General features: G+C 67.4%; 15 protein-coding genes. 6 read left to right on the top strand and 9 right to left on the bottom strand.

Annotated elements, in window-relative coordinates:
- Window positions 1-14: 14 nt before the first annotated feature.
- The 9 genes from QE360_RS08980 to QE360_RS08940 all read right to left on the bottom strand — a co-directional run bounded on the left by QE360_RS08980 (window position 15) and on the right by QE360_RS08940 (window position 11,560).
- A complete protein-coding gene (locus QE360_RS08980; protein ID WP_309700917.1) occupies window positions 15-2,012 on the bottom strand; it encodes an acetyl/propionyl/methylcrotonyl-CoA carboxylase subunit alpha in 1,998 nt (665 codons plus the stop codon).
- Between the two features lie 183 nt (window positions 2,013-2,195).
- Window positions 2,196-3,224, bottom strand: a complete 1,029-nt coding sequence (gene bioB / locus QE360_RS08975) for a biotin synthase BioB (protein WP_261269035.1) — start codon at window positions 3,222-3,224, stop codon at window positions 2,196-2,198.
- Between the two features lie 14 nt (window positions 3,225-3,238).
- Complete coding sequence (gene scpA / locus QE360_RS08970) at window positions 3,239-5,371, bottom strand: methylmalonyl-CoA mutase (protein ID WP_309700915.1); 2,133 nt, start codon at window positions 5,369-5,371, stop codon at window positions 3,239-3,241.
- Window positions 5,372-5,449: 78 nt separating this feature from the next.
- Complete coding sequence (locus tag QE360_RS08965; RefSeq protein ID WP_309700914.1) at window positions 5,450-6,208, bottom strand: enoyl-CoA hydratase-related protein; 759 nt, start codon at window positions 6,206-6,208, stop codon at window positions 5,450-5,452.
- A gap of 8 nt (window positions 6,209-6,216) precedes the next feature.
- Window positions 6,217-6,636, bottom strand: coding sequence for a methylmalonyl-CoA epimerase (mce, locus tag QE360_RS08960; RefSeq protein WP_309700912.1), 420 nt, complete (start codon window positions 6,634-6,636; stop codon window positions 6,217-6,219).
- Between the two features lie 156 nt (window positions 6,637-6,792).
- The gene (locus QE360_RS08955; protein ID WP_309700910.1) at window positions 6,793-8,319 is read right to left on the bottom strand and encodes an acyl-CoA carboxylase subunit beta; all 1,527 of its coding nucleotides are present in this window, start codon (window positions 8,317-8,319) and stop codon (window positions 6,793-6,795) included.
- Window positions 8,320-8,551: 232 nt separating this feature from the next.
- Complete coding sequence (locus QE360_RS08950) at window positions 8,552-9,484, bottom strand: 50S ribosomal protein L11 methyltransferase (protein WP_309700907.1); 933 nt, start codon at window positions 9,482-9,484, stop codon at window positions 8,552-8,554.
- Window positions 9,474-10,169, bottom strand: a complete 696-nt coding sequence (locus QE360_RS08945; RefSeq protein WP_309697385.1) for an SDR family oxidoreductase — start codon at window positions 10,167-10,169, stop codon at window positions 9,474-9,476. The genes QE360_RS08950 and QE360_RS08945 overlap by 11 nt, the downstream gene beginning before the upstream one ends.
- 44 nt (window positions 10,170-10,213) lie before the next feature.
- On the bottom strand, window positions 10,214-11,560 hold the full coding sequence (locus QE360_RS08940; protein WP_309704114.1) for a methyl-accepting chemotaxis protein: 1,347 nt from the start codon (window positions 11,558-11,560) through the stop codon (window positions 10,214-10,216).
- A gap of 233 nt (window positions 11,561-11,793) precedes the next feature.
- Between QE360_RS08940 and sdhC the strand changes: the two genes are divergently transcribed.
- From sdhC to QE360_RS08910, 6 genes are all read left to right on the top strand, one after another.
- Complete coding sequence (gene sdhC / locus QE360_RS08935) at window positions 11,794-12,204, top strand: succinate dehydrogenase, cytochrome b556 subunit (RefSeq protein WP_307100800.1); 411 nt, start codon at window positions 11,794-11,796, stop codon at window positions 12,202-12,204.
- Complete coding sequence (gene sdhD, locus QE360_RS08930) at window positions 12,204-12,587, top strand: succinate dehydrogenase, hydrophobic membrane anchor protein (protein WP_306998429.1); 384 nt, start codon at window positions 12,204-12,206, stop codon at window positions 12,585-12,587. The genes sdhC and sdhD overlap by 1 nt, the downstream gene beginning before the upstream one ends.
- Window positions 12,587-14,395, top strand: coding sequence for a succinate dehydrogenase flavoprotein subunit (gene sdhA / locus QE360_RS08925; protein WP_309700905.1), 1,809 nt, complete (start codon window positions 12,587-12,589; stop codon window positions 14,393-14,395). The genes sdhD and sdhA overlap by 1 nt, the downstream gene beginning before the upstream one ends.
- A gap of 289 nt (window positions 14,396-14,684) precedes the next feature.
- On the top strand, window positions 14,685-15,458 hold the full coding sequence (gene otsB / locus QE360_RS08920) for a trehalose-phosphatase (protein ID WP_309700903.1): 774 nt from the start codon (window positions 14,685-14,687) through the stop codon (window positions 15,456-15,458).
- Window positions 15,455-17,236: a glycoside hydrolase family 15 protein gene (locus tag QE360_RS08915; protein ID WP_307100809.1), complete on the top strand. Its 1,782-nt coding sequence runs from the start codon at window positions 15,455-15,457 to the stop codon at window positions 17,234-17,236. Before otsB ends, QE360_RS08915 begins: the two co-directional genes overlap by 4 nt.
- Window positions 17,233-18,648 carry a trehalose-6-phosphate synthase gene (locus QE360_RS08910; RefSeq protein WP_309700901.1) on the top strand — a complete coding sequence of 472 codons (1,416 nt, stop codon included), beginning with the start codon at window positions 17,233-17,235 and terminating at the stop codon, window positions 18,646-18,648. The genes QE360_RS08915 and QE360_RS08910 overlap by 4 nt, the downstream gene beginning before the upstream one ends.
- The last annotated feature ends 16 nt before the right edge of the window (window positions 18,649-18,664 follow it).

Genomic DNA, 18,664 nt, shown 5'->3' with positions numbered 1-18,664 from the left:
CGACGCCCCCGGCATCATTCCAGTTCGAGGATGACCGCATCCACCGCCAGGCTGTCGCCGGTCCTGGCGGAGATGGTCTTGACGGTGCCGGTCTTGGCGGCGCGCAGGATGTTTTCCATCTTCATCGCCTCGACCACCGCCAGCGGCTGGCCCGCCTCGACCCTGTCGCCCTCGGCCACGTCGAGGCGGACGAGCAGGCCCGGCATCGGCGCGATCAGGAACCTGGACAGGTCGGGCGGGACCTTCTCGATCAGGTGCCGGGCGTAAGGCGCCGCGCGGGCGGGCAGGACGCGGATGGTGTGGCTCGCCCCGCGCGTCGTCAGGCGAAAGCCGGTGCGGGTCCTGGCGATGCGGACGTGGAGGGTTTCGCCCGCTTCGTCCTCGACCGCGATCATCCGGTCGCCGGGCGTATAGGCGATGGCGAGGTCGAGCTCCGCGCCGTCGACGCTGATCCCATCGGTCGAGACGTTGACCGCATGGTCCTTGCCCCCGATCCGCACCGTCCAGTCGGCGGGCGGTTGCAGCCGGTGGCCGAGCTGGCCGTCGATCCGCCGGGCCCGGTCCGCCTCGGCGGTGGCGGCGAAGGCGGCGATGGCGGCAAGCGTGCGGGTCAGCTCCGCGCTTGCGGGTGCGCCGTGGAAGCCCTCGGGATATTCCTCGGCGATGAAGCCGGTGGTGAGCGCGCCCGCACGGAAACGCGGATGCTGCATCAGCGCAGAGACGAAGTCGATGTTCGTCCCCGGCCCGACGATCTCGAACGCATCGAGCGCGGCGATCTGCGCGTCGATCGCGGCCTCGCGGGTGGGGGCCCAGGTGACGAGCTTGGCGATCATCGGATCATAGAACATGCTGACCTCGCCGCCCTCGGCGACGCCGTCATCGACGCGCACGCGGACGTCGTCATCGGCCTGCTCGGCGGGCGGGTTGTAGCGGACCAGCCGCCCGGTCGAGGGCAGGAAGCCGCGATACGGGTCCTCGGCATAGACCCGGTTCTCGATCGCCCAGCCGGTCAGCGTCACATCGTCCTGGCCGAACGCCAGCGGCTCACCTGCCGCGACGCGGATCATCTGCTCGACCAGATCGAGGCCGGTGATCTCTTCCGTGACGGGATGCTCGACCTGGAGCCGGGTGTTCATCTCGAGGAAGTAGAAGCTCTCGCCCGTCGGATCGGCGCCCGACACGATCAGCTCGACGGTCCCGGCCGAATGATAGCCCACCGCCCGGGCCAGCGCGACCGCCTGCTCGCCCATCGCCCGGCGCATTTCGGGGGTGACGAAGGGCGACGGGGCCTCCTCTACCACCTTCTGGTGGCGGCGCTGGACCGAGCATTCGCGCTCGCCGAGATAGACGATATTGCCGTGCTGGTCGCCCAGCACCTGGATCTCGATATGGCGGGGGGACTCGATGAACTTCTCGATGAAGACGCGGTCGTCGCCGAAGCTGGCGAGCCCTTCGCGCTTGGTCGCCTCGAAGCCCTCGCGCACGTCCGCCTCGGACCAGGCGAGCCGCATGCCCTTGCCGCCGCCACCGGCCGACGCCTTCATCATGACCGGAAAGCCGATGTCGGTGGCGATGCGCACCGCCTCCTCGGTATCGGCGATCTCGCCCAGATAGCCGGGGACGACATTGACGCCCGCCGCCTTGGCCAGCTTCTTCGACTCGATCTTGTCGCCCATCGCGGCAATGGCGTTCGGCGGCGGGCCGATGAACGCGACGCCCGCCTCGGCACAGGCGCGCGCGAAGCTCTCGCGCTCGGACAGGAAGCCGTAACCGGGATGGATGGCATCCGCGCCCGTCGCCTTGGCGGCGGCGAGGATCAGCTCGGCCTTGAGATAGCTCTCGGCGGCGGGTGCGGGGCCGAGGCGCACCGATTCATCGGCCAGCCGGACATGGGGTGCGCCCGCATCGGCGTCGGAATAGACCGCGACCGTGGCGATGCCCATGGCCCTCGCGGTGCGGATCACCCGGCACGCGATTTCCCCGCGATTGGCGATCAGGATTTTCTGGAACACGGGGTTACCTCTCCTTTTATGTCATTGGTCCGTGTCGCCTGTTCCCCGGCGAAGGCCGGGGTCCAGTTTCCAAGACGCTGATGGCGCGCCCGTGCCGCCTCGGGGGAGGCCTCTGCCACGCGCCATCGATGGTTCACCGCCACTGGGCCCCGGCCTTCGCCGGGGAACAGGGCGGTGGAAGCCTCACTCCGCCGCTTCCAATTCCACCTTGCACTCCGCCGCCATGGGGGTGAGCCCCAGCCGGGCGAAGAGTGCGGCGTCCTTGTCGTCGCCCGCATTGCCTGCGGTCAGCAGCTTGTCGCCGGTGAAGATCGAATTGGCGCCCGCCAGGAAGCACAAAGCCTGGGTCGCATCCGACATGCTCTCGCGCCCCGCCGACAGCCGGACCATCGAATGCGGCATGGTGATGCGCGCGACCGCCACGGTGCGAACGAATTCGATATCGTCGATCTTGGCGAGCGGCGTGTCGGCCAGCATATCGCCCAGCACCGTGCCCTTGACCGGCACCAGCGCGTTCACCGGCACGCTGCCCGGATGCACCGGCAGGGTGGCGAGCGCATGAATGAAGCCGACCCGGTCGCCGCGCGTCTCGCCCATGCCGACGATACCGCCGCAGCATACGTTGATGCCGGCGTCGCGGACATGCTCCAGCGTCTCCAACCGCTCACCGAAGCTGCGCGTGGTGATGACGTCGCCGTAACGCTCGGGCGAGGTGTCGATATTGTGGTTGTAATAGTCGAGCCCCGCCTCGGCCAGCGTCTGCGCCTGCGCATCGGTGAGCATGCCCAGCGTCATGCAGGTTTCCATGCCCATGGCGCGCACGCCCTTCACCATCTCGACGATGGCGGGCATGTCGCGGTCCTTGGGATTGCGCCAGGCCGCGCCCATGCAAAAGCGCGTCGAGCCGTGATCCTTGGCCTGCGCCGCCGCCTGCAGCACGGCGCGCGGGTCCATCAGCTTGGTCGCCTTCAGCCCGGTATCGGCATGCGCCGACTGGCTGCAATAGCCGCAATCCTCGGGGCAGCCGCCGGTCTTGATCGACAGCAGCGTCGACAACTGAACCTGATCGGCGGCATGATGCGCGCGGTGCACCTCGGCCGCGCGGAACAGCAGCTCGGTGAAGGGCAGGTCGAACAGCGCGGCGATCTCGGCGCGGGTCCAGTCGGTGCGCGGGGTTGCCGTCTCGGCGCTCAGCGCGGTGGTCGTCGTCATCACGTGTCGTCCTGTCATTCGCCCGTTTCCGGCGGCATGTTATGGCCCAGCAGCCTCAGCACATCCTCGGCCGCCTTCACAAGATTGGTGCCGGGGCCGAATATCGCCTGCACCCCGGCATCGTAGAGCGCCTGATAATCCTGCGCGGGAATAACGCCACCCGCGATGACCTTGATATCGGCGCGGCCCGCGTCGCGGAGGTGGCCGATCAGTTCGGGGATCAGCGTCTTGTGCCCCGCCGCCAGGCTGGACGCGCCGACGACATCGACATCGCGGGTGAGTGCGACCTGCGCGGCTTCCTCCGGCGTCTGGAACAGCGCGCCGGGCACCACCTCGAACCCCAGATCGCCGAACATGGACGAGACGAGGTTCGCGCCCCGGTCATGGCCGTCCTGGCCCATCTTGGCGACGAACAGCCGGGGCTTGCGGCCTAGGCGGCGCTCGACCGCCTCGACGCCCCGGAGCAGGCGGGCCCAGCGTTCGTCCTCGGCGTAGGCCCCGCCATAGACGCCCGACACCGGAGTCGGCTGGGTGCCATAGCGGCCGAACGCATCCTCCAGCGCCGAGGAAATCTCGCCCAAAGTCGCCCGCGCCCGTGCCGCCTCGACGGCCAGCGCAAGGAGGTTGCCCTTGCCGAATGCGCCGTCGCGCAACGCATCCAGCGCCGAGCGGCACGCCGCCTCGTCGCGCGCGGCCTTCACCGCCGCGATCCGCGCGACCTGGGCCCCGCGCACCGCGTGATTGTCGATGTCGAGGATTTCCACCGGCGCTTCGTCGGCCAGCCGGTACTTGTTCACTCCGACGATCACATCCTCGCCCCGGTCGACCTTGGCGGCGCGGGCGGCGGATGCCTCTTCGATCATCGCCTTGGGCCAGCCCGCCGCGACCGCTTTCGCCATGCCGCCTTCGGTCTCGATCCGCTCGATCAGCGCCCAGGCACCGTCGACCAGCGACTGGGTCAGGCTCTCGACATAGTAACTGCCGCCCAGCGGATCGACGACGCGTGTCATCCCCGTCTCTTCCTGCAACACGATTTGCGTGTTGCGCGCGATCCGGGCGGAAAAGTCGGTGGGCAGCGCGATCGCCTCGTCCAGCGCATTGGTGTGGAGCGACTGGGTGCCGCCCAGCATCGCGGCCATCGCCTCGATGGTGGTGCGGATGACGTTGTTATACGGGTCCTGCTCGGTCAGCGACACGCCACTCGTCTGGCAGTGCGTCCGCAGCATCTTGGAGCGTTCGTCCCTCGCCCCCAACTGGGTCATCGCCCGGTGCCACAGCACCCGCGCGGCGCGCAGCTTGGCGACCTCCATGAAGAAGTTCATGCCGATCGCGAAGAAGAAGGACAGGCGGCCCGCAAACTTATCGATGTCGAGGCCCGAGGCGACACCGTATTTCACATATTCCATGCCGTCGGCGATGGTGAAGGCAAGCTCCTGGAGCTGCGTCGCCCCTGCCTCCTGCATGTGATAGCCGCTGATCGAGATGCTGTTGAACTTCGGCATCTCGGCGGATGTGTAGGCGAAGATGTCCGAGATGATCCGCATGCTCGGCTCAGGGGGATAGATATAGGTGTTGCGGACCATGAACTCCTTGAGGATGTCGTTCTGGATGGTCCCTTCCAGCTTGGAGCGGTGAACCCCCTGTTCCTCGGCCGCGACGATGAAGAAGGCGAGCACCGGGATCACCGCGCCGTTCATCGTCATGCTGACCGACATGGCATCGAGCGGGATGCCGTCGAACAGGATCTTCATATCCTCGACCGTGTCGATCGCGACGCCCGCCTTGCCGACATCGCCGGTTACGCGGGGGTGGTCGCTGTCATAGCCCCGGTGGGTCGCCAGATCGAAGGCCACCGACAGCCCCTTCTGCCCCGCCGCTAAGTTGCGGCGATAGAAGGCGTTCGACTCCTCGGCGGTCGAAAAGCCCGCATATTGCCGGATCGTCCAGGGGCGGCCCGCATACATGCTCGCCCGCACCCCGCGTGTGAACGGCGCGAAGCCCGGCAGGCCGGGGTCTTCGCGCACATCCTCGGCGGTGTAGAGTGGCTTGACCGTGATCCCCTCCGGCGTCTGCCAGTCGAGGTCACGCCCCTTCACCTCGCGCGCGGCAAGGGCTTCCCAGTCTGACAGGTCAGGGCGTTCGGCCATCGGCCACTCCTCATCCATTCGTTACGCGCGCTACTTATTTTCTTTCACTAGAGCGAAATCATCATACGCGCGCAAGTCTTACCGCCCGAGGAAACGCGGCGGGCGCTTCTCGAAGAAGGCCCGGCTGCCTTCCTTTCCGTCCAGTGTCGCACAGGCGCTCCGCTGGTCCTGTGCTTCCCGCGCGAGTGCTGCGGCATAGTCGCTGTCGAACCCGGCATGGAGCGCCCGGCGCATCAGGCCCAGCGCGACGCTCGGCCCCGCCGCCAGCCGTTCGGCCAGCGCCCAGGCCTCGGCATCGAGCGCACCGTCGGCGACGACCTTGTGGATCATGCCCCAATCGAGCGCCTTGGCCGCCCCCACCCGCTCGCCCAGCATCATCATTTCGGCGGCGCGGGCGCGGCCGATCAGGCGCGGGAGCATCCAGCTCGCCCCGCCATCGGGGACCATCCCGATATTGACGAAGGCGTGGAGGAAATAGGCGCTTTCGCTGGCGACGCAGAAATCGGCGGCGAGCGCCAGACTGCACCCGATCCCTGCCGCCGCGCCGCGCACCGCGCTGACCACCGGGATGGGCAGGTCGGCGAGCGCCAGCATCACGGGGTTGCAATGCGCGACCAGCGCGCGGTGGACGGTGTCCGGGCCGACATCGCCCCCCGATATGTCCGCGCCCGAGCAAAAGGCGCGCCCCTCGCCCGCGATCAGTATCGCGCGGGCATCACCTCTTTCCGCCAGCGCCGCGCGGATCGCATCGAACAGCGCGGGCGGCGCGGCGTTCAGCCGATCGGGCCGGTCGAGCGTCAGGGCCAGAACGTCCCCCCGGCGCTCGGTGCGTAGCATGGCCTCGCTCAATGCCCCTCCTCCGGCGTTTCCATCAGCTCCACCAGCACGCCACCCATGTCGCGCGGATGAAGGAAGACGACGGGCGTGCCATGCGCGCCGATGCGCGGCTGGCCCAGCAGCGTCGCGCCCTTGGCCTGCAACGCGGCGACGGCGGCGGCCATGTCGGCCACCTCGAAGCACAGATGATGCTGGCCACCGCCTGGGTTCTTCTTCAGGAAATTGGCGATGGGGGAGCTTTCGTCCAGCGGCTGGATCAGCTCGATCTGGGTGTTGGGCGCATCGATGAAGCACACCCGCACGCCCTGCGGCGGCAGATCGAAGGGCTCGCCGATCGCGTCTGCGCCGAGAAGATGGAGATAGGTTTCGACGGCCTTCTCGATCGAAGGCGTAGCGATGCCGATATGGTTGAGGCGGCCGAGGGTCATGCGCGCCTCCAGCCGGTTTGCAACTGGACAGCGCCAGCCCTCCCCCGGCCCCTCCCGCCTGCGGGAGGGGAGAGGCTTGGAGCGAGCGCTGGTCCCAGGCACGCCCCTCCCGCAAGCGGGAGGGGATGGGGGAGGGAAACCCCGCTCGCGACCATCTCAGAGCGGCAGGTTGTCATGCTTCTTCCACGGGTTGGCCAAGTCTTTGTTGCGCAGCTTGCGCAGGCCCAGCGCGATGCGGCGGCGGGTGGAATGCGGCTGGATGACCTCATCGACAAAGCCCTTGCTGGCCGCCACGAACGGATTGGCGAAGCGCGCCTCATATTCGGCGGTGCGCTCGGCGATTTCCTCGGGCGTGCGCCCCCGGAAGATGATCTCGACCGCGCCCTTGGCCCCCATCACCGCGATCTCGGCGGTCGGCCAGGCATAGTTGAGGTCGCCCCGCAAATGCTTGGACGCCATCACATCATAGGCACCGCCATAGGCTTTCCGGGTGATGACGGTGATCTTGGGGACCGTCGCCTCGGCATAGGCGAAGAGCAGCTTGGCGCCATGCTTGATGATGCCGTTATGCTCCTGCGCGGTGCCGGGCAGGAAGCCGGGCACGTCGACGAAGGTCACGATCGGAATCTCGAACGCATCGCAGAAGCGCACGAAGCGCGCCGCCTTGCGGCTGGCATTGATGTCGAGCACCCCCGCCAGCACCATCGGCTGGTTGGCGACGAAGCCGACCGTGCGCCCCTCGATCCGGCCGAAGCCGGTGATGATGTTGGCGCCGTGCGCGGGTTGGACCTCGAAGAAATCGCCTTCGTCCACGACCTTGGCGATCAGCTCGTGCATGTCATAGGGCTGGTTGGCCGAAGCGGGGATCAGCGTGTCGAGGCTCTCCTCGATGCGGTCCCACGCATCCGCCGTCGGCCGCTCGGGCACGCCCTCGCGATTGTTGGCGGGCAGGAAGTCGATGAAGTCGCGCGCGGCCAGCAGCGCCTCGAGATCGTCCTCGAACGCGACGTCGGCGACGCCGGTCCTGGTCGTGTGGGTCACCGCACCGCCCAACGCTTCCTGAGTCACGACTTCGTTGGTCACCGTCTTCACCACATCGGGGCCGGTGACGAACATGTAGCTCGAATCCTTCACCATGAAGATGAAGTCGGTCATCGCCGGGCTATAGACCGCGCCGCCCGCGCAGGGGCCCATGATGAGCGAAAGCTGCGGCACCACGCCGCTGGCCAGCACATTGCGCTGGAACACCTCGGCATAGCCCCCCAGCGACGCCACGCCCTCCTGGATGCGCGCGCCGCCGCTGTCGTTCAGGCCGATGACGGGCGCACCGACCTTCATCGCCATGTCCATGATCTTGCAGATCTTCTGGGCATGGCGTTCGGACAGCGAGCCGCCGAAGACGGTGAAGTCTTGGCTGAAGACGAACACCAGCCGCCCGTTGATCGTGCCCGAACCCGTCACCACCCCGTCGCCGGGGACGATCTGTTCGGTCATGCCGAAATCGGTGCAGTTATGCTCGACGAACATGTCGAGCTCCTCGAAACTGCCCTCATCGAGCAGCACGTCGAGCCGCTCGCGCGCGGTCAACTTGCCCTTGGCGTGCTGCGCGGCGACGCGCTTCTCGCCACCACCGGCCCGCGCGGCCGCGCGGCGGCGTTCCAGTTCGACCATCGTCGATGCCATGACCTCTCCTTGGGTTCTTTGCACGGGCTTATGCCCGAGAGGCCGGGGGGATGGCAAATGCTCTGGCTTACGTTTTCGTAAGCGGGAGGCAGGGAATAGGGAACCGCCGCATGCGCTCCCCCTCCCGCAAGCGGGAGGGGGTCGGGGGGAGGGTTGGGGTCTCACCGAGACCATCGTTTGTAGCCTGCCCTCCCCCAACCCCTCCCGCTTGCGGGAGGGGAGAAGAAGAAAGTCAGATATCCAGCGCCCAGCCGTCACGGCCCTTGGGATCAAACGGCGCATTCGGCACGAACCGCTCCTTCGCAGCCCGCAACCGCAACACGCTCCAGTCGCCGCGCCGGTCGACCGTCTCCAGCGCGCAGCCGCACGCTTCATAGGCCGCGACCACGTCCGCTCGCTGCGTCTCCAGCAACCCGGCGAGCACCAACGTCGCTTCGGGCCCGGCGATCGCGGCCAGTTCCGGCGCCATCGAGATCAGCGGCCCGGCCAGGATATTGGCGACGACCAGGTCATAGGGTGCCCCCGCCATGATCGGATCGGCCAGCGCCCCGTCGGCGACGATCAACTCCACTTGGTCGACGCCGTTGATCGCGGCATTCTCGGCGGTCACGTCGATCGCGATCGGATCGATATCGGTCGCGACGACCTTCGCCTCGGGCCAGAGGTGCCGCGCGGCGAAGGCGAGCAGCCCGGTGCCGGTGCCCACGTCGATGGCGTTCGCCACCCGCTCGCCCGCCATGGCGTCGAGCATCGCCAGGCAACCGCTGGTCGTCTCATGATGCCCGGTGCCGAAGGCGCGGCCCGCCGGGATGTGGAACCCGCGCAGCCCCTCGGGCACCGCCTCGTCGCCGGTGTGGACGAAGAACCGCCCGACCGCCAGCGGCGCCAGTCCCGCCTGGCTGATCGTCACCCAGTCCTGTGCGGGCACATGCTCGACCGTGGCGGGGTGGTCGCCCGCGCTCGGCACCAGCGCGCGGATCGCGGCGATGGTGGCGGCATCGGGCTCCGCCTCGAAATAGGCGTCGAGCCGCCAATGCTCGCGGTCGTCCTCCACCTCCTCGGTGGTCATGATGACCGCTTCGATCGCCAGGTCGTCGGCCGCGTCGATCGCCTCTGCCTCGTCGCGGGTGCAGGGCAGGGTCAGCTTCCAGCTGTCAGCGGACATAGCTTGCTCCATTGATGTCTAGGACCGCGCCGGTCATCGAAGGCGGCGCATCGGTGCACAGGAAACGGACGGTCGCGGCGACCTCCTCGGGCGAGGCGACGCGGCCGAGCGGGATGTCGGCGAGCAACTTGTCCCCGCCCCGGCTGGCCAGATAGTCGTCGGCCATGCCGGTCATGGTGAAGCCGGGGCAGACGGCAAAGGCCAGGATGCCTTGCGCGGCATAGCCCCGCGCGATCGTCTTGGTCATCGCGACCATGCCGCCCTTGGACGCGGCATAATGCCAATGGGCGGGCGAGTCGCCGCGATAGGCGGCGCGGCTGGCGATGTTGACGATCCGGCCGCCCTGCCCCCGCGCCTGCCAGTGCAGCACCGCCAGACGGCAGAGTTCGGCCGAGGCGGTCAGGTTGACCTGCATCGTCCGCGCCCAGCTGTCCGACCAGTCATCGGCGTCGAGCGGGCTGGCCTCGAAGATGCCGGCATTGTTGACCAGCACGTCGATCGCCCCGCCCGCCTGTTCCAGCGCCGCAGCCCAGAGGCGGGCGGGCGCGCCCTCCTCGGACAGATCCACGGCGATGCCGCTGCGCGTGCCATGCCCCAGCACGCGCGTTTCGGGCATGGCGCCCAGGGTCGATGCGATGGCCGCGCCGATGCCTCGGCTGCTTCCGGTTACCAGGATCGTCGTCATGCCGTGCCCGTGCCGGGCGCGTGCGGGCGCGTCAACAGGGTCGATCAGGCGGCGACGCGCACCACGAACTGGCTGGCGCTGGCCTTCAGGTCGCCCAGCTGGCTGTCGAGATGGTCGAAGCCCCGTCCGACCCGGTCGATCTCCTGCGCGACGCTCTCGGTATCCTCGCGGATCGCGGCGATGGTGTGCGACATCGAATCGGCCGCCAGCGCGGTTTCGTCGACGGCGGCGGTGATCGCGGTCACGGTCTGCGCCTGCGCCTCCATGGCGTGGCGGATATGTTCGGCCGAGGCCTGCAATTCGGTGACCGTCGCCTTGATCGAGGCGTTGGTCTCGACCGTGGAGCGGGTCGCGGCCTGGATCGCGGCGATCTTGGTGGCGATGTCGTCGGTCGCGCGCGCGGTCTGGCTGGCGAGGCTCTTCACCTCCTGCGCGACGACCGCGAAGCCCCGGCCCGCATCCCCGGCGCGCGCGGCCTCGATCGTCGCGTTCAGCGCCAGGAGATTGGTCTGGCCCGCAATGTCGCGGATCAGGCCCAGGATCGATTCGATCGACTTGGCGTGATCCGACAGCATCTCGGACATGCCGACCGCCTGGCCCGCCTGGTCGGCGGCGCGGTTGGCGACGTCGGCGGCCTGGTCGACCTCGGCCCGGGCATCCTCGATCGCGCGGATCAGCCCGGCGGCGGTCTGTGCCGCCTCGCGCATCGCGACCGCCGACTGCTCGGCGGCGGCGGCGACCTCGCTCGACTTGCCCAGCATCCCGCGCGTCGACAGCGAGGCGTCCTGCGCCTGGCGACGCAGATCCTGCCCCTCGACCGATGCGTTTTCGACCACCGCGACGATGCCGTTGCGGAAATCCCCGGCCAGCCGCTCGCGCTCGCGATCGGCGCACCAGTTCTCATAGCCCGAGAAGAGCTCGACGGTCAGTTCGGTTTCCATGCCGAACAGGCGGAGCAGCGTGTCGACCGCCACCGCCCGGCGCGGATCGTCGGCGGACATTTCCTCCATCAGGATCTTCAGCGCGGCCCGGTCACTGGCGCAGGACATGGCCAGCGCGTCCATCGGCATGACGCCCGCGGCATAGGCCGAGGCCACCGAACGCCCCAGCGACTCCACCCAGTCGCGCCCCGACAGGTGGCAGAAGCGGTTGCGCAGATAGGCATTGCCCGCGACGCGGCGGCGTTCCTCGTCCAGCGGCGTCCAGTCGGGCTGTCCGGGATTGGCGGCGCGCCAATAATCCCAATAGGCATCGACGACCTCCTGCGCGCGCGGCTCGATCACCGGCCACAGTTCGGCGGCCTGCCGGATCAGCATGCCATCCCCCCCGTCAAAGGCCCGGATCCGCGCGTCGAGATCGATCGCGGCGGTGATGACCGTGGGCGGGGGCAGATCGGACTTGGGCTGGGACTTGGGCACGCAGGCTCCCCGTTTCAGGCACTTGGAATCGTTCGATGCGACCTTGCGTGAAAAGCGTTAAGGGGCGGTTAGCCGCGTTGCGCCCCTCCCCTGCCCGCCGTCCCGGCCCGCAATCAATCTCGCCTCGCGACTTGCATCCTGTCGGCGTCTTCACCATAGGCGTATCCGCAAACCAGCCCGACTTTAGACTGTTCGAGGATCTGCCCTTGGCCGCCCGCAACACCGCACGCCCGCTCTCCCCGCATCTCCAGATTTGGAAATGGGGTCCCAACATGCTGGTCTCCATCCTGCACCGCGCCACCGGCACGGGCATGGCGACCGTGGGTGCGGCGCTTCTCGTCTGGTTCCTGGCGGCCGTCGCCGCGGGGCCGGAAAGCTATGCGACATTCCGCGACGTCTTCACCGTCGAGTCGGGCAGGCTGAACATCATCGGCTATGTCGTCGGCATCGGCCTGACCGCCTGCCTGTTCCAGCACATGGCCAACGGCATCCGCCACCTGTTCATGGATGTCGGCGCGGGTTTCGAGCTGAAGTCGAACAAGCGTCAGGCGCAAGCCACCATCGTCTTCGCCGTCGTGATGACGGTGGCCTTCTGGCTCTATCTGGGGATCAAGTGATGCGTTCCGGAACCGCGATCGGCCGCGTGCGCGGCCTGGGCTCGGCCAAGTCGGGCACCCATCACTGGTTGAACCAGCGCCTGACGGCGGGGTCGAACTTCCTGCTGGTCGTCTGGCTGCTGATCTCGATCCTGCGCCAGCCGTCCTTCGACTATGCCTCGGTCCATCTGTGGCTGGCCAATCCCTGGGCCGCCATCCCGATGGCGATGCTGGTCGCCTCGATCTTCTATCATATGCGCCTGGGGCTCCAGGTCGTGATCGAGGATTATGAGCAGGACCAGAACCGGGTCGCGCTGCTCGTCGTCATGAACCTGTTCGTCTTCACGATCGCCGCCATCGCCATTTTCTCGATCCTCAAGATCGCCTTCGGAGCCGCTGCATAATGTCCGCTGCCGCTTACAAGATCATCGACCATACCTATGACGCCGTCGTCGTGGGTGCGGGCGGCTCGGGCCTGCGCGCCACCATGGGCATCGCCGAGGCGGGTCTGAAGACCGCCTGCATCACCAAGGTGTTCCCGACGCGCAGCCACACCGTGGCCGCCCAGGGCGGCATCGCCGCGTCGCTCGGTAACATGGGTCCGGACCACTGGACCTGGCACATGTACGACACCGTCAAGGGGTCGGACTGGCTGGGCGACCAGGATGCGATCGAATATCTGTGCCGCGAGGCGCCCGCCGCCGTGTACGAGCTGGAGCACGCCGGCGTGCCGTTCAGCCGCACCGAAGAGGGCAAGATCTATCAGCGCCCCTTCGGCGGCATGATGCAGAATATGGGCGAAGGCCCCCCTGCGCAGCGCACTTGCGCCGCCGCCGACCGTACCGGCCATGCCATGCTGCACGCGCTGTACCAGCAGTCGCTGAAGTATGACGCGGACTTCTTCATCGAATATTTCGCGCTCGACCTGATCATGGACGAGCAGGGCAATTGCCGCGGCGTGATCGCGCTGTGCATGGAAGACGGCTCGATCCACCGCTTCCGCGCGCACAATGTCGTGCTGGCGACCGGCGGCTATGGCCGCTGCTATTTCTCGGCCACCTCGGCGCACACCTGCACGGGTGACGGCGGCGGCATGGTGCTGCGTGCGGGCCTGCCGCTCCAGGACATGGAGTTCGTGCAGTTCCACCCGACCGGCATCTACGGCGCGGGCGTCCTCATCACCGAGGGTGCGCGCGGCGAAGGCGGTTACCTGACCAACTCCGAGGGCGAGCGCTTCATGGAGCGTTACGCGCCGTCGGCCAAGGACCTCGCCAGCCGTGACGTCGTGTCGCGTTCGATGGCGATGGAAATCCGCGAAGGGCGCGGCGTCGGCAAGGAGGGGGATCATATCTACCTCCATCTCGACCATATCGACCCCAAGGTCCTGGCCGAGCGCCTGCCCGGCATCACCGAGACCGGCAAGATCTTCGCCGGCGTCGACCTGACCCGCCAGCCGCTGCCCGTCACGCCGACCGTCCACTATAATATGGGCGGCATTCCGACGAATTATCATGGCGAAGTCGTCCGCCTGAAGGACGGCAACCCGGATTCGGTCGTCCCCGGCCTGTTCGCGGTCGGCGAAGCGGCCTGCGTGTCGGTGCACGGCGCGAACCGCCTGGGCTCCAACTCGCTGATCGATCTCGTGGTGTTCGGCCGTGCGACCGGCCTGCGCATCAAGGACACGCTGAAGCCCGGCACGCCGCACGCGCCGCTGCCCAAGGGGTCGGAAGAGCTGGCGCTGGGCCGCCTGGATCACTTCCGCAACGCCGCCGGTAGCTCGACCACCGCGCAGGTCCGCAGCGAGATGCAGAAGACGATGCAGCGCCACTGCGCCGTGTTCCGCACCGACGAGCTGCTGACCGAAGGTCGTCAGATGATCCGCGCCACCTATGACCGGATGAAGGACATCGGGATCAAGGATCGCTCGCTGATCTGGAACACCGATCTGGTCGAGACGCTGGAACTGGACAACCTCATCAGCCAGGCGGTCGTGACGATGGAGTCGGCGCTGAACCGCAAGGAAAGCCGCGGCGCGCATGTGAACGAGGACTTCCCCGATCGCGACGACGCCAACTGGATGAAGCATACCGTCGCGACGTTCGACGGCTGGGGCGGCCAGGGCGGCGGTGTCGCGATCGACTATCGCCCGGTCCACGACTACACGCTGACCGACGATATCGAGTATATCAAGCCGAAGAAGCGGGTTTACTAAAGGCCCGGTTTTACGGTTCGGAATAAAGGGCTGGCGAGCGATCGCCGGCCCTTTTTTGTTTTCGGATCGCTCATCGCAGCGTCCTCTTCTTACTCCCCTCCCGCAGGCGGGAGGGGTTGGGGGAGGGAAAGCCCCAAGCGATGTCGCCCGTGGAGAGAGCCCTCCCCCCATCCCCCTCCCGCCTGCGGGAGGGGGAGCGCCCAGCCGCGCGCGATATACTCCATCCGACCTTCCGTAATCATTTCGCATGCGCAGCGGAACGCGAGCGGCGGGGATGGGTTCACTCGGCATGTCCGCATCCGCTATGCTTTCGTCCATGCTGGCCGACCTCGCCCCGCCCCCGCCCCGCCTGTCCGCCGAGGACAGCCTGTTCCTCGACTTCGACGGCACCCTCGTCGACCTGGCCGACAATCCCGAGGGGGTGCATGTCAGCACCGCGCTCGCCGATCGGCTGGATGCGCTGGCCGCGCATATGCCCGGCCGTCTCGCCATCGTCAGCGGCCGCTCGATCGCGCAGCTCGATGCGCTGTTCGGCCCGCAGGCGCAGCATTTCACGCTGGCGGGCAGCCATGGTGCCGAGCGCCGCAGCCCCGAGGACGGCCATAGCCAACCCGAAAAGCCCGACCATCTCGCCACCGCGACCGAGGAAATGCGCGCCGTCGCCGAGGCGAACGATCTGTATTTCGAGACCAAGAGCTTCGGCGCGGGGCTGCATTATCGCCGCAATCCGCAGGCCGAACCGCTCGCCCTGCGCGAAGCCGCTGCCATCGCCGAGCGTCATGGCCTGACCCTGCAACCCGGCAAGATGATGGTCGAGATCCGCCTGCCCGGCGACAAGGGCCAAGCGATCGAAACCTTGATGGAAAGGCCCGCCATGCGCGGCACCATCCCGATCTTCTTCGGCGACGACGTGACCGACGAGGACGGCTTCGCCGCCGCCGCCGCACTGGGCGGTGCCGGCGTGCTGGTCGGCCCGATGCGCGAAACCGCCGCGCGCTACCGCCTGCCCGATGTCGCCGCCGTCCACTCATGGCTCGCCCAAGCGCTGGAGAATGCCGAATGACGCAACAGGATCTGAATCTCTGGCCGATCGGCAATTGCCAGGTTTCGGCGCTGATCGACTCGACCGGGCGGTTCGTCTGGGGTTGCGTGCCGCGCGTCGATGGCGACCCGGCCTTTTGCGCGCTGCTGGGCGATGGCGAGCCGGAGACGGGATATTGGGCGATCGAGCTGGAGGACCGGGTCTCGACCACGCAAGGCTATCTGCGCAACACGCCGATCCTCGTCACCACCCATATGGACGACCGGGGCAACGGCATCGAGATCACCGATTTCTGCCCGCGCTTCTCGCGCGAGGGCCGCGTCTATCGCCCGACCAGCTATGTGCGGATCGTGCGCCCGATCGGTAGCCCCCGTATCCGCATCGCGCTGCGCGTCGCGACCGACTGGGGCACCCCGACCGAGCGGACGCAGGGGTCCAACCATATCCGCTATCTGATGACGCAGCAGACGTTGCGCCTGACCACCGACGCGCCGGTCGGCCATATCGCCGCCGAACAATGGTTCCGCCTGGAACGCCCCATCCACATGTTCCTGGGGCCGGACGAGAGCTTCGCCGGCGTGCTGAGCGAGGCCAGCCGCGCGATGCTGGAGCGCACCACCCACGAATGGCATCACTGGGTGCGCGGCCTTGCCACGCCCGTAGAGTGGCAGGCCGTCGTCATCCGCGCCGCGATCACGCTGAAGCTGTGCCAGCATGAGGAAACCGGGGCGATCGTCGCGGCGCTCACCACCTCGCTGCCGGAACATGCCGATTCGGGGCGCAACTGGGACTATCGCTACTGCTGGATCAGGGACGCCTATTACACGGTGCAGGCGCTCAACCGGCTGGGTGCGCTCGACGTGCTGGAGGGGTATCTCGAATATCTGCGCAACATCGTCGATGCCGCGCGGGGCGGGCATATCCAGCCGCTCTACGGCGTCGGCGGCGAGGCGACCCTGGTCGAGCGGATCGAGACCAAGCTCCCCGGCTACCGCGCCATGGGGCCGGTGCGCGTCGGCAACCAGGCCTATGAGCAGATCCAGCACGACGCGTACGGCCAGATCGTGCTGTCCGACGTGCAGGCGTTCTTCGACACGCGCCTGTTCCGCATGTCGGGGGTCGAGGATTTCCACTCGCTGGAACGCGTCGGCGAGCGCGCCTGGGCCAAGTATGACCAGCCCGATGCGGGGCTGTGGGAGCTGCGCACCAAGAGCCATGTCCACACCTATTCCGCCGCCATGTGCTGGGCGGCGTGCGATCGCCTCGCCAATGCCGCGCAGGCGCTGGGGCTGGAGGAGCGGCGTGCCTTTTGGCAGGAGCGCGCCGACCTGATGCGCGAGACGATCGAGCAGGCGGCGTGGCGTCCCGAGACGCAGCGCATGTCGGCGACCTTCGGTGGCGACGATCTGGACGCCAGCATCATCCAGTTGCTCGACCTGCGCTTCCTGTCGCCCGACGATCCCCGTTTCCGCTCGACGCTCGACGCGGTGGAAAAGGGGCTGCGCCGGGGCAGCCATATGTTGCGCTATGCGACCGAGGACGATTTCGGCCTGCCCCATACCGCGTTCAACGTTTGCACCTTCTGGCTGATTGAAGCGTTATATGTGACCGGGCGTCATGCCGATGCCCGCGCGCTGTTCGAGGAGATGGTGGCGCGCTGCACCCCTGCCGGGCTTCTGTCCGAGGATATCGACCCGAATACGGGCGAGCTGTGGGGGAATTATCCGCAAACCTATTCGCTGGTCGGCCTGATCAACTGCGCCGTCCTGCTGAGTAAACCATGGAGTGCCGTGCGATGAGTCGCCTGATCGTCATCTCGAACCGGGTCCAGCCGCCCACCACCGGGCCGGGCGGAAATCAGGGCGGGCTGGCGGTCGCACTTCTCGCCGCCCTGCGCGAACAGGGCGGGATCTGGTTCGGCTGGTCGGGGGAGACCACCGAGGAATTCAGTGGCCATATCAACTTCCAGCAGGGCGGCGGCGTCACCACCGCGACCATCGACCTCGAAGAGCAGGATATCGACGAATATTATAACGGCTACGCCAACCGGACGCTGTGGCCGCTCTTCCACTATCGCATCGACCTGACCGAGTTCGAGCGCGACTTCGACTCCGGCTATGCCCGCGTCAACGAGCGTTTCGCCGAAACCGTTCAGCCGCTGATCGAGCCCGACGATCTGGTCTGGGTCCACGACTATCACCTGATCCCGCTCGGCCGCGACTTGCGCAAGCGCGGGTTCAAGAACCGGATCGGCTTCTTCCTCCACATCCCCTGGCCGCCGGTGCGGCTGCTGATGTCGCTGCCCAGCCATCGCAAGCTGGTGGAATCGCTCTTCGCCTATGACGTGGTGGGTTTCCATACCGAGGACTGGCTGGACAGCTTCCGCGACTATGTGACCAAGGAACTGGGCGGCACGCTGGGCGAGAATGGCGCGGTGACGTGGAACGGCAAGACCATCCAGGCGATCCGCGCGCCGATCGGCATCGAGACCAAGGAGTTCGAGGAAGCCGCCAGCGGCCACGACGCCCGTTTCGCGCGCGAACGCATGTATATGTCGGCGACCGGCCGCAGCCTGATCGTCGGGGTCGACCGGCTCGACTATTCCAAGGGACTGGCCGAGCGTTTCCTGGGTTACGAACGCTTCCTGGTGCAGAACCCGGAACGGCGCGCGCTGGTCTATATGCTCCAGATCGCACCGCCCAGCCGCGAGAAGGTGAACACCTATCAGGAAATCCGCGCCAATCTCGATGCGCTGTCGGGGCGGATCAACGGCGAATATGCCGATATCGACTGGGTGCCGATCCGCTACGTCAACAAGGGGTTTCCGCGACCGGTGCTGGCGGGCATCTATCGCGCGGCGCGGATCGGGCTGGTGACGCCCTTGCGCGACGGGATGAACCTGGTCGCCAAGGAATATGTCGCGGCGCAGGACCCCGACGATCCCGGCGTGCTGATCCTGTCGCGCTTCGCAGGCGCCGCCGAGCAGTTGAAGGACGCGGTCCTCATCAATCCCTACAGCGCCGAGGAAATGTCCGACGCCATCGTCCAGGCGCTGACCATGCCGCGCGACGAACGCATCCGGCGCTGGGAGAGCTTGATCGACAATGTCCGGCGCGAAGACGTGTTCTGGTGGTGCGAACTGTTCCTGGCCGCGCTGCGCGGGGATGGGGTGAAGGACGAAGCGAAGGCGATCGAGGCGGCGGAGTCCTGACCATTCCTCCCCTGTA

The sequence above is a fragment of the Sphingomonas sp. SORGH_AS_0789 genome (genome assembly GCF_031453055.1).
Lineage (GTDB): Bacteria > Pseudomonadota > Alphaproteobacteria > Sphingomonadales > Sphingomonadaceae > Sphingomonas.
Note: the sequence above shows the minus strand (reverse complement) of the source record. Positions and strands in the feature narration are given on the sequence as shown.

Bases quoted from the DNA above. Each gene is read 5' to 3' on its own strand.
- scpA (WP_309700915.1), bottom strand. From the start codon at position 5,371: ATGGCCGAACGCCCTGACCTGTCAGACTGGGAAGCCCTTGCCGCGCGC.
- sdhA (WP_309700905.1), top strand. From the start codon at position 12,587: ATGTCCGCTGCCGCTTACAAGATCATCGACCATACCTATGACGCCGTC.
- QE360_RS08965 (WP_309700914.1), bottom strand. From the start codon at position 6,208: ATGCTACGCACCGAGCGCCGGGGGGACGTTCTGGCCCTGACGCTCGAC.
- sdhD (WP_306998429.1), top strand. From the start codon at position 12,204: ATGCGTTCCGGAACCGCGATCGGCCGCGTGCGCGGCCTGGGCTCGGCC.
- QE360_RS08915 (WP_307100809.1), top strand. From the start codon at position 15,455: ATGACGCAACAGGATCTGAATCTCTGGCCGATCGGCAATTGCCAGGTT.
- otsB (WP_309700903.1), top strand. From the start codon at position 14,685: ATGTCCGCATCCGCTATGCTTTCGTCCATGCTGGCCGACCTCGCCCCG.
- bioB (WP_261269035.1), bottom strand. From the start codon at position 3,224: ATGACGACGACCACCGCGCTGAGCGCCGAGACGGCAACCCCGCGCACC.
- QE360_RS08955 (WP_309700910.1), bottom strand. From the start codon at position 8,319: ATGGCATCGACGATGGTCGAACTGGAACGCCGCCGCGCGGCCGCGCGG.
- QE360_RS08910 (WP_309700901.1), top strand. From the start codon at position 17,233: ATGAGTCGCCTGATCGTCATCTCGAACCGGGTCCAGCCGCCCACCACC.
- QE360_RS08950 (WP_309700907.1), bottom strand. From the start codon at position 9,484: ATGTCCGCTGACAGCTGGAAGCTGACCCTGCCCTGCACCCGCGACGAG.
- QE360_RS08945 (WP_309697385.1), bottom strand. From the start codon at position 10,169: ATGACGACGATCCTGGTAACCGGAAGCAGCCGAGGCATCGGCGCGGCC.
- mce (WP_309700912.1), bottom strand. From the start codon at position 6,636: ATGACCCTCGGCCGCCTCAACCATATCGGCATCGCTACGCCTTCGATC.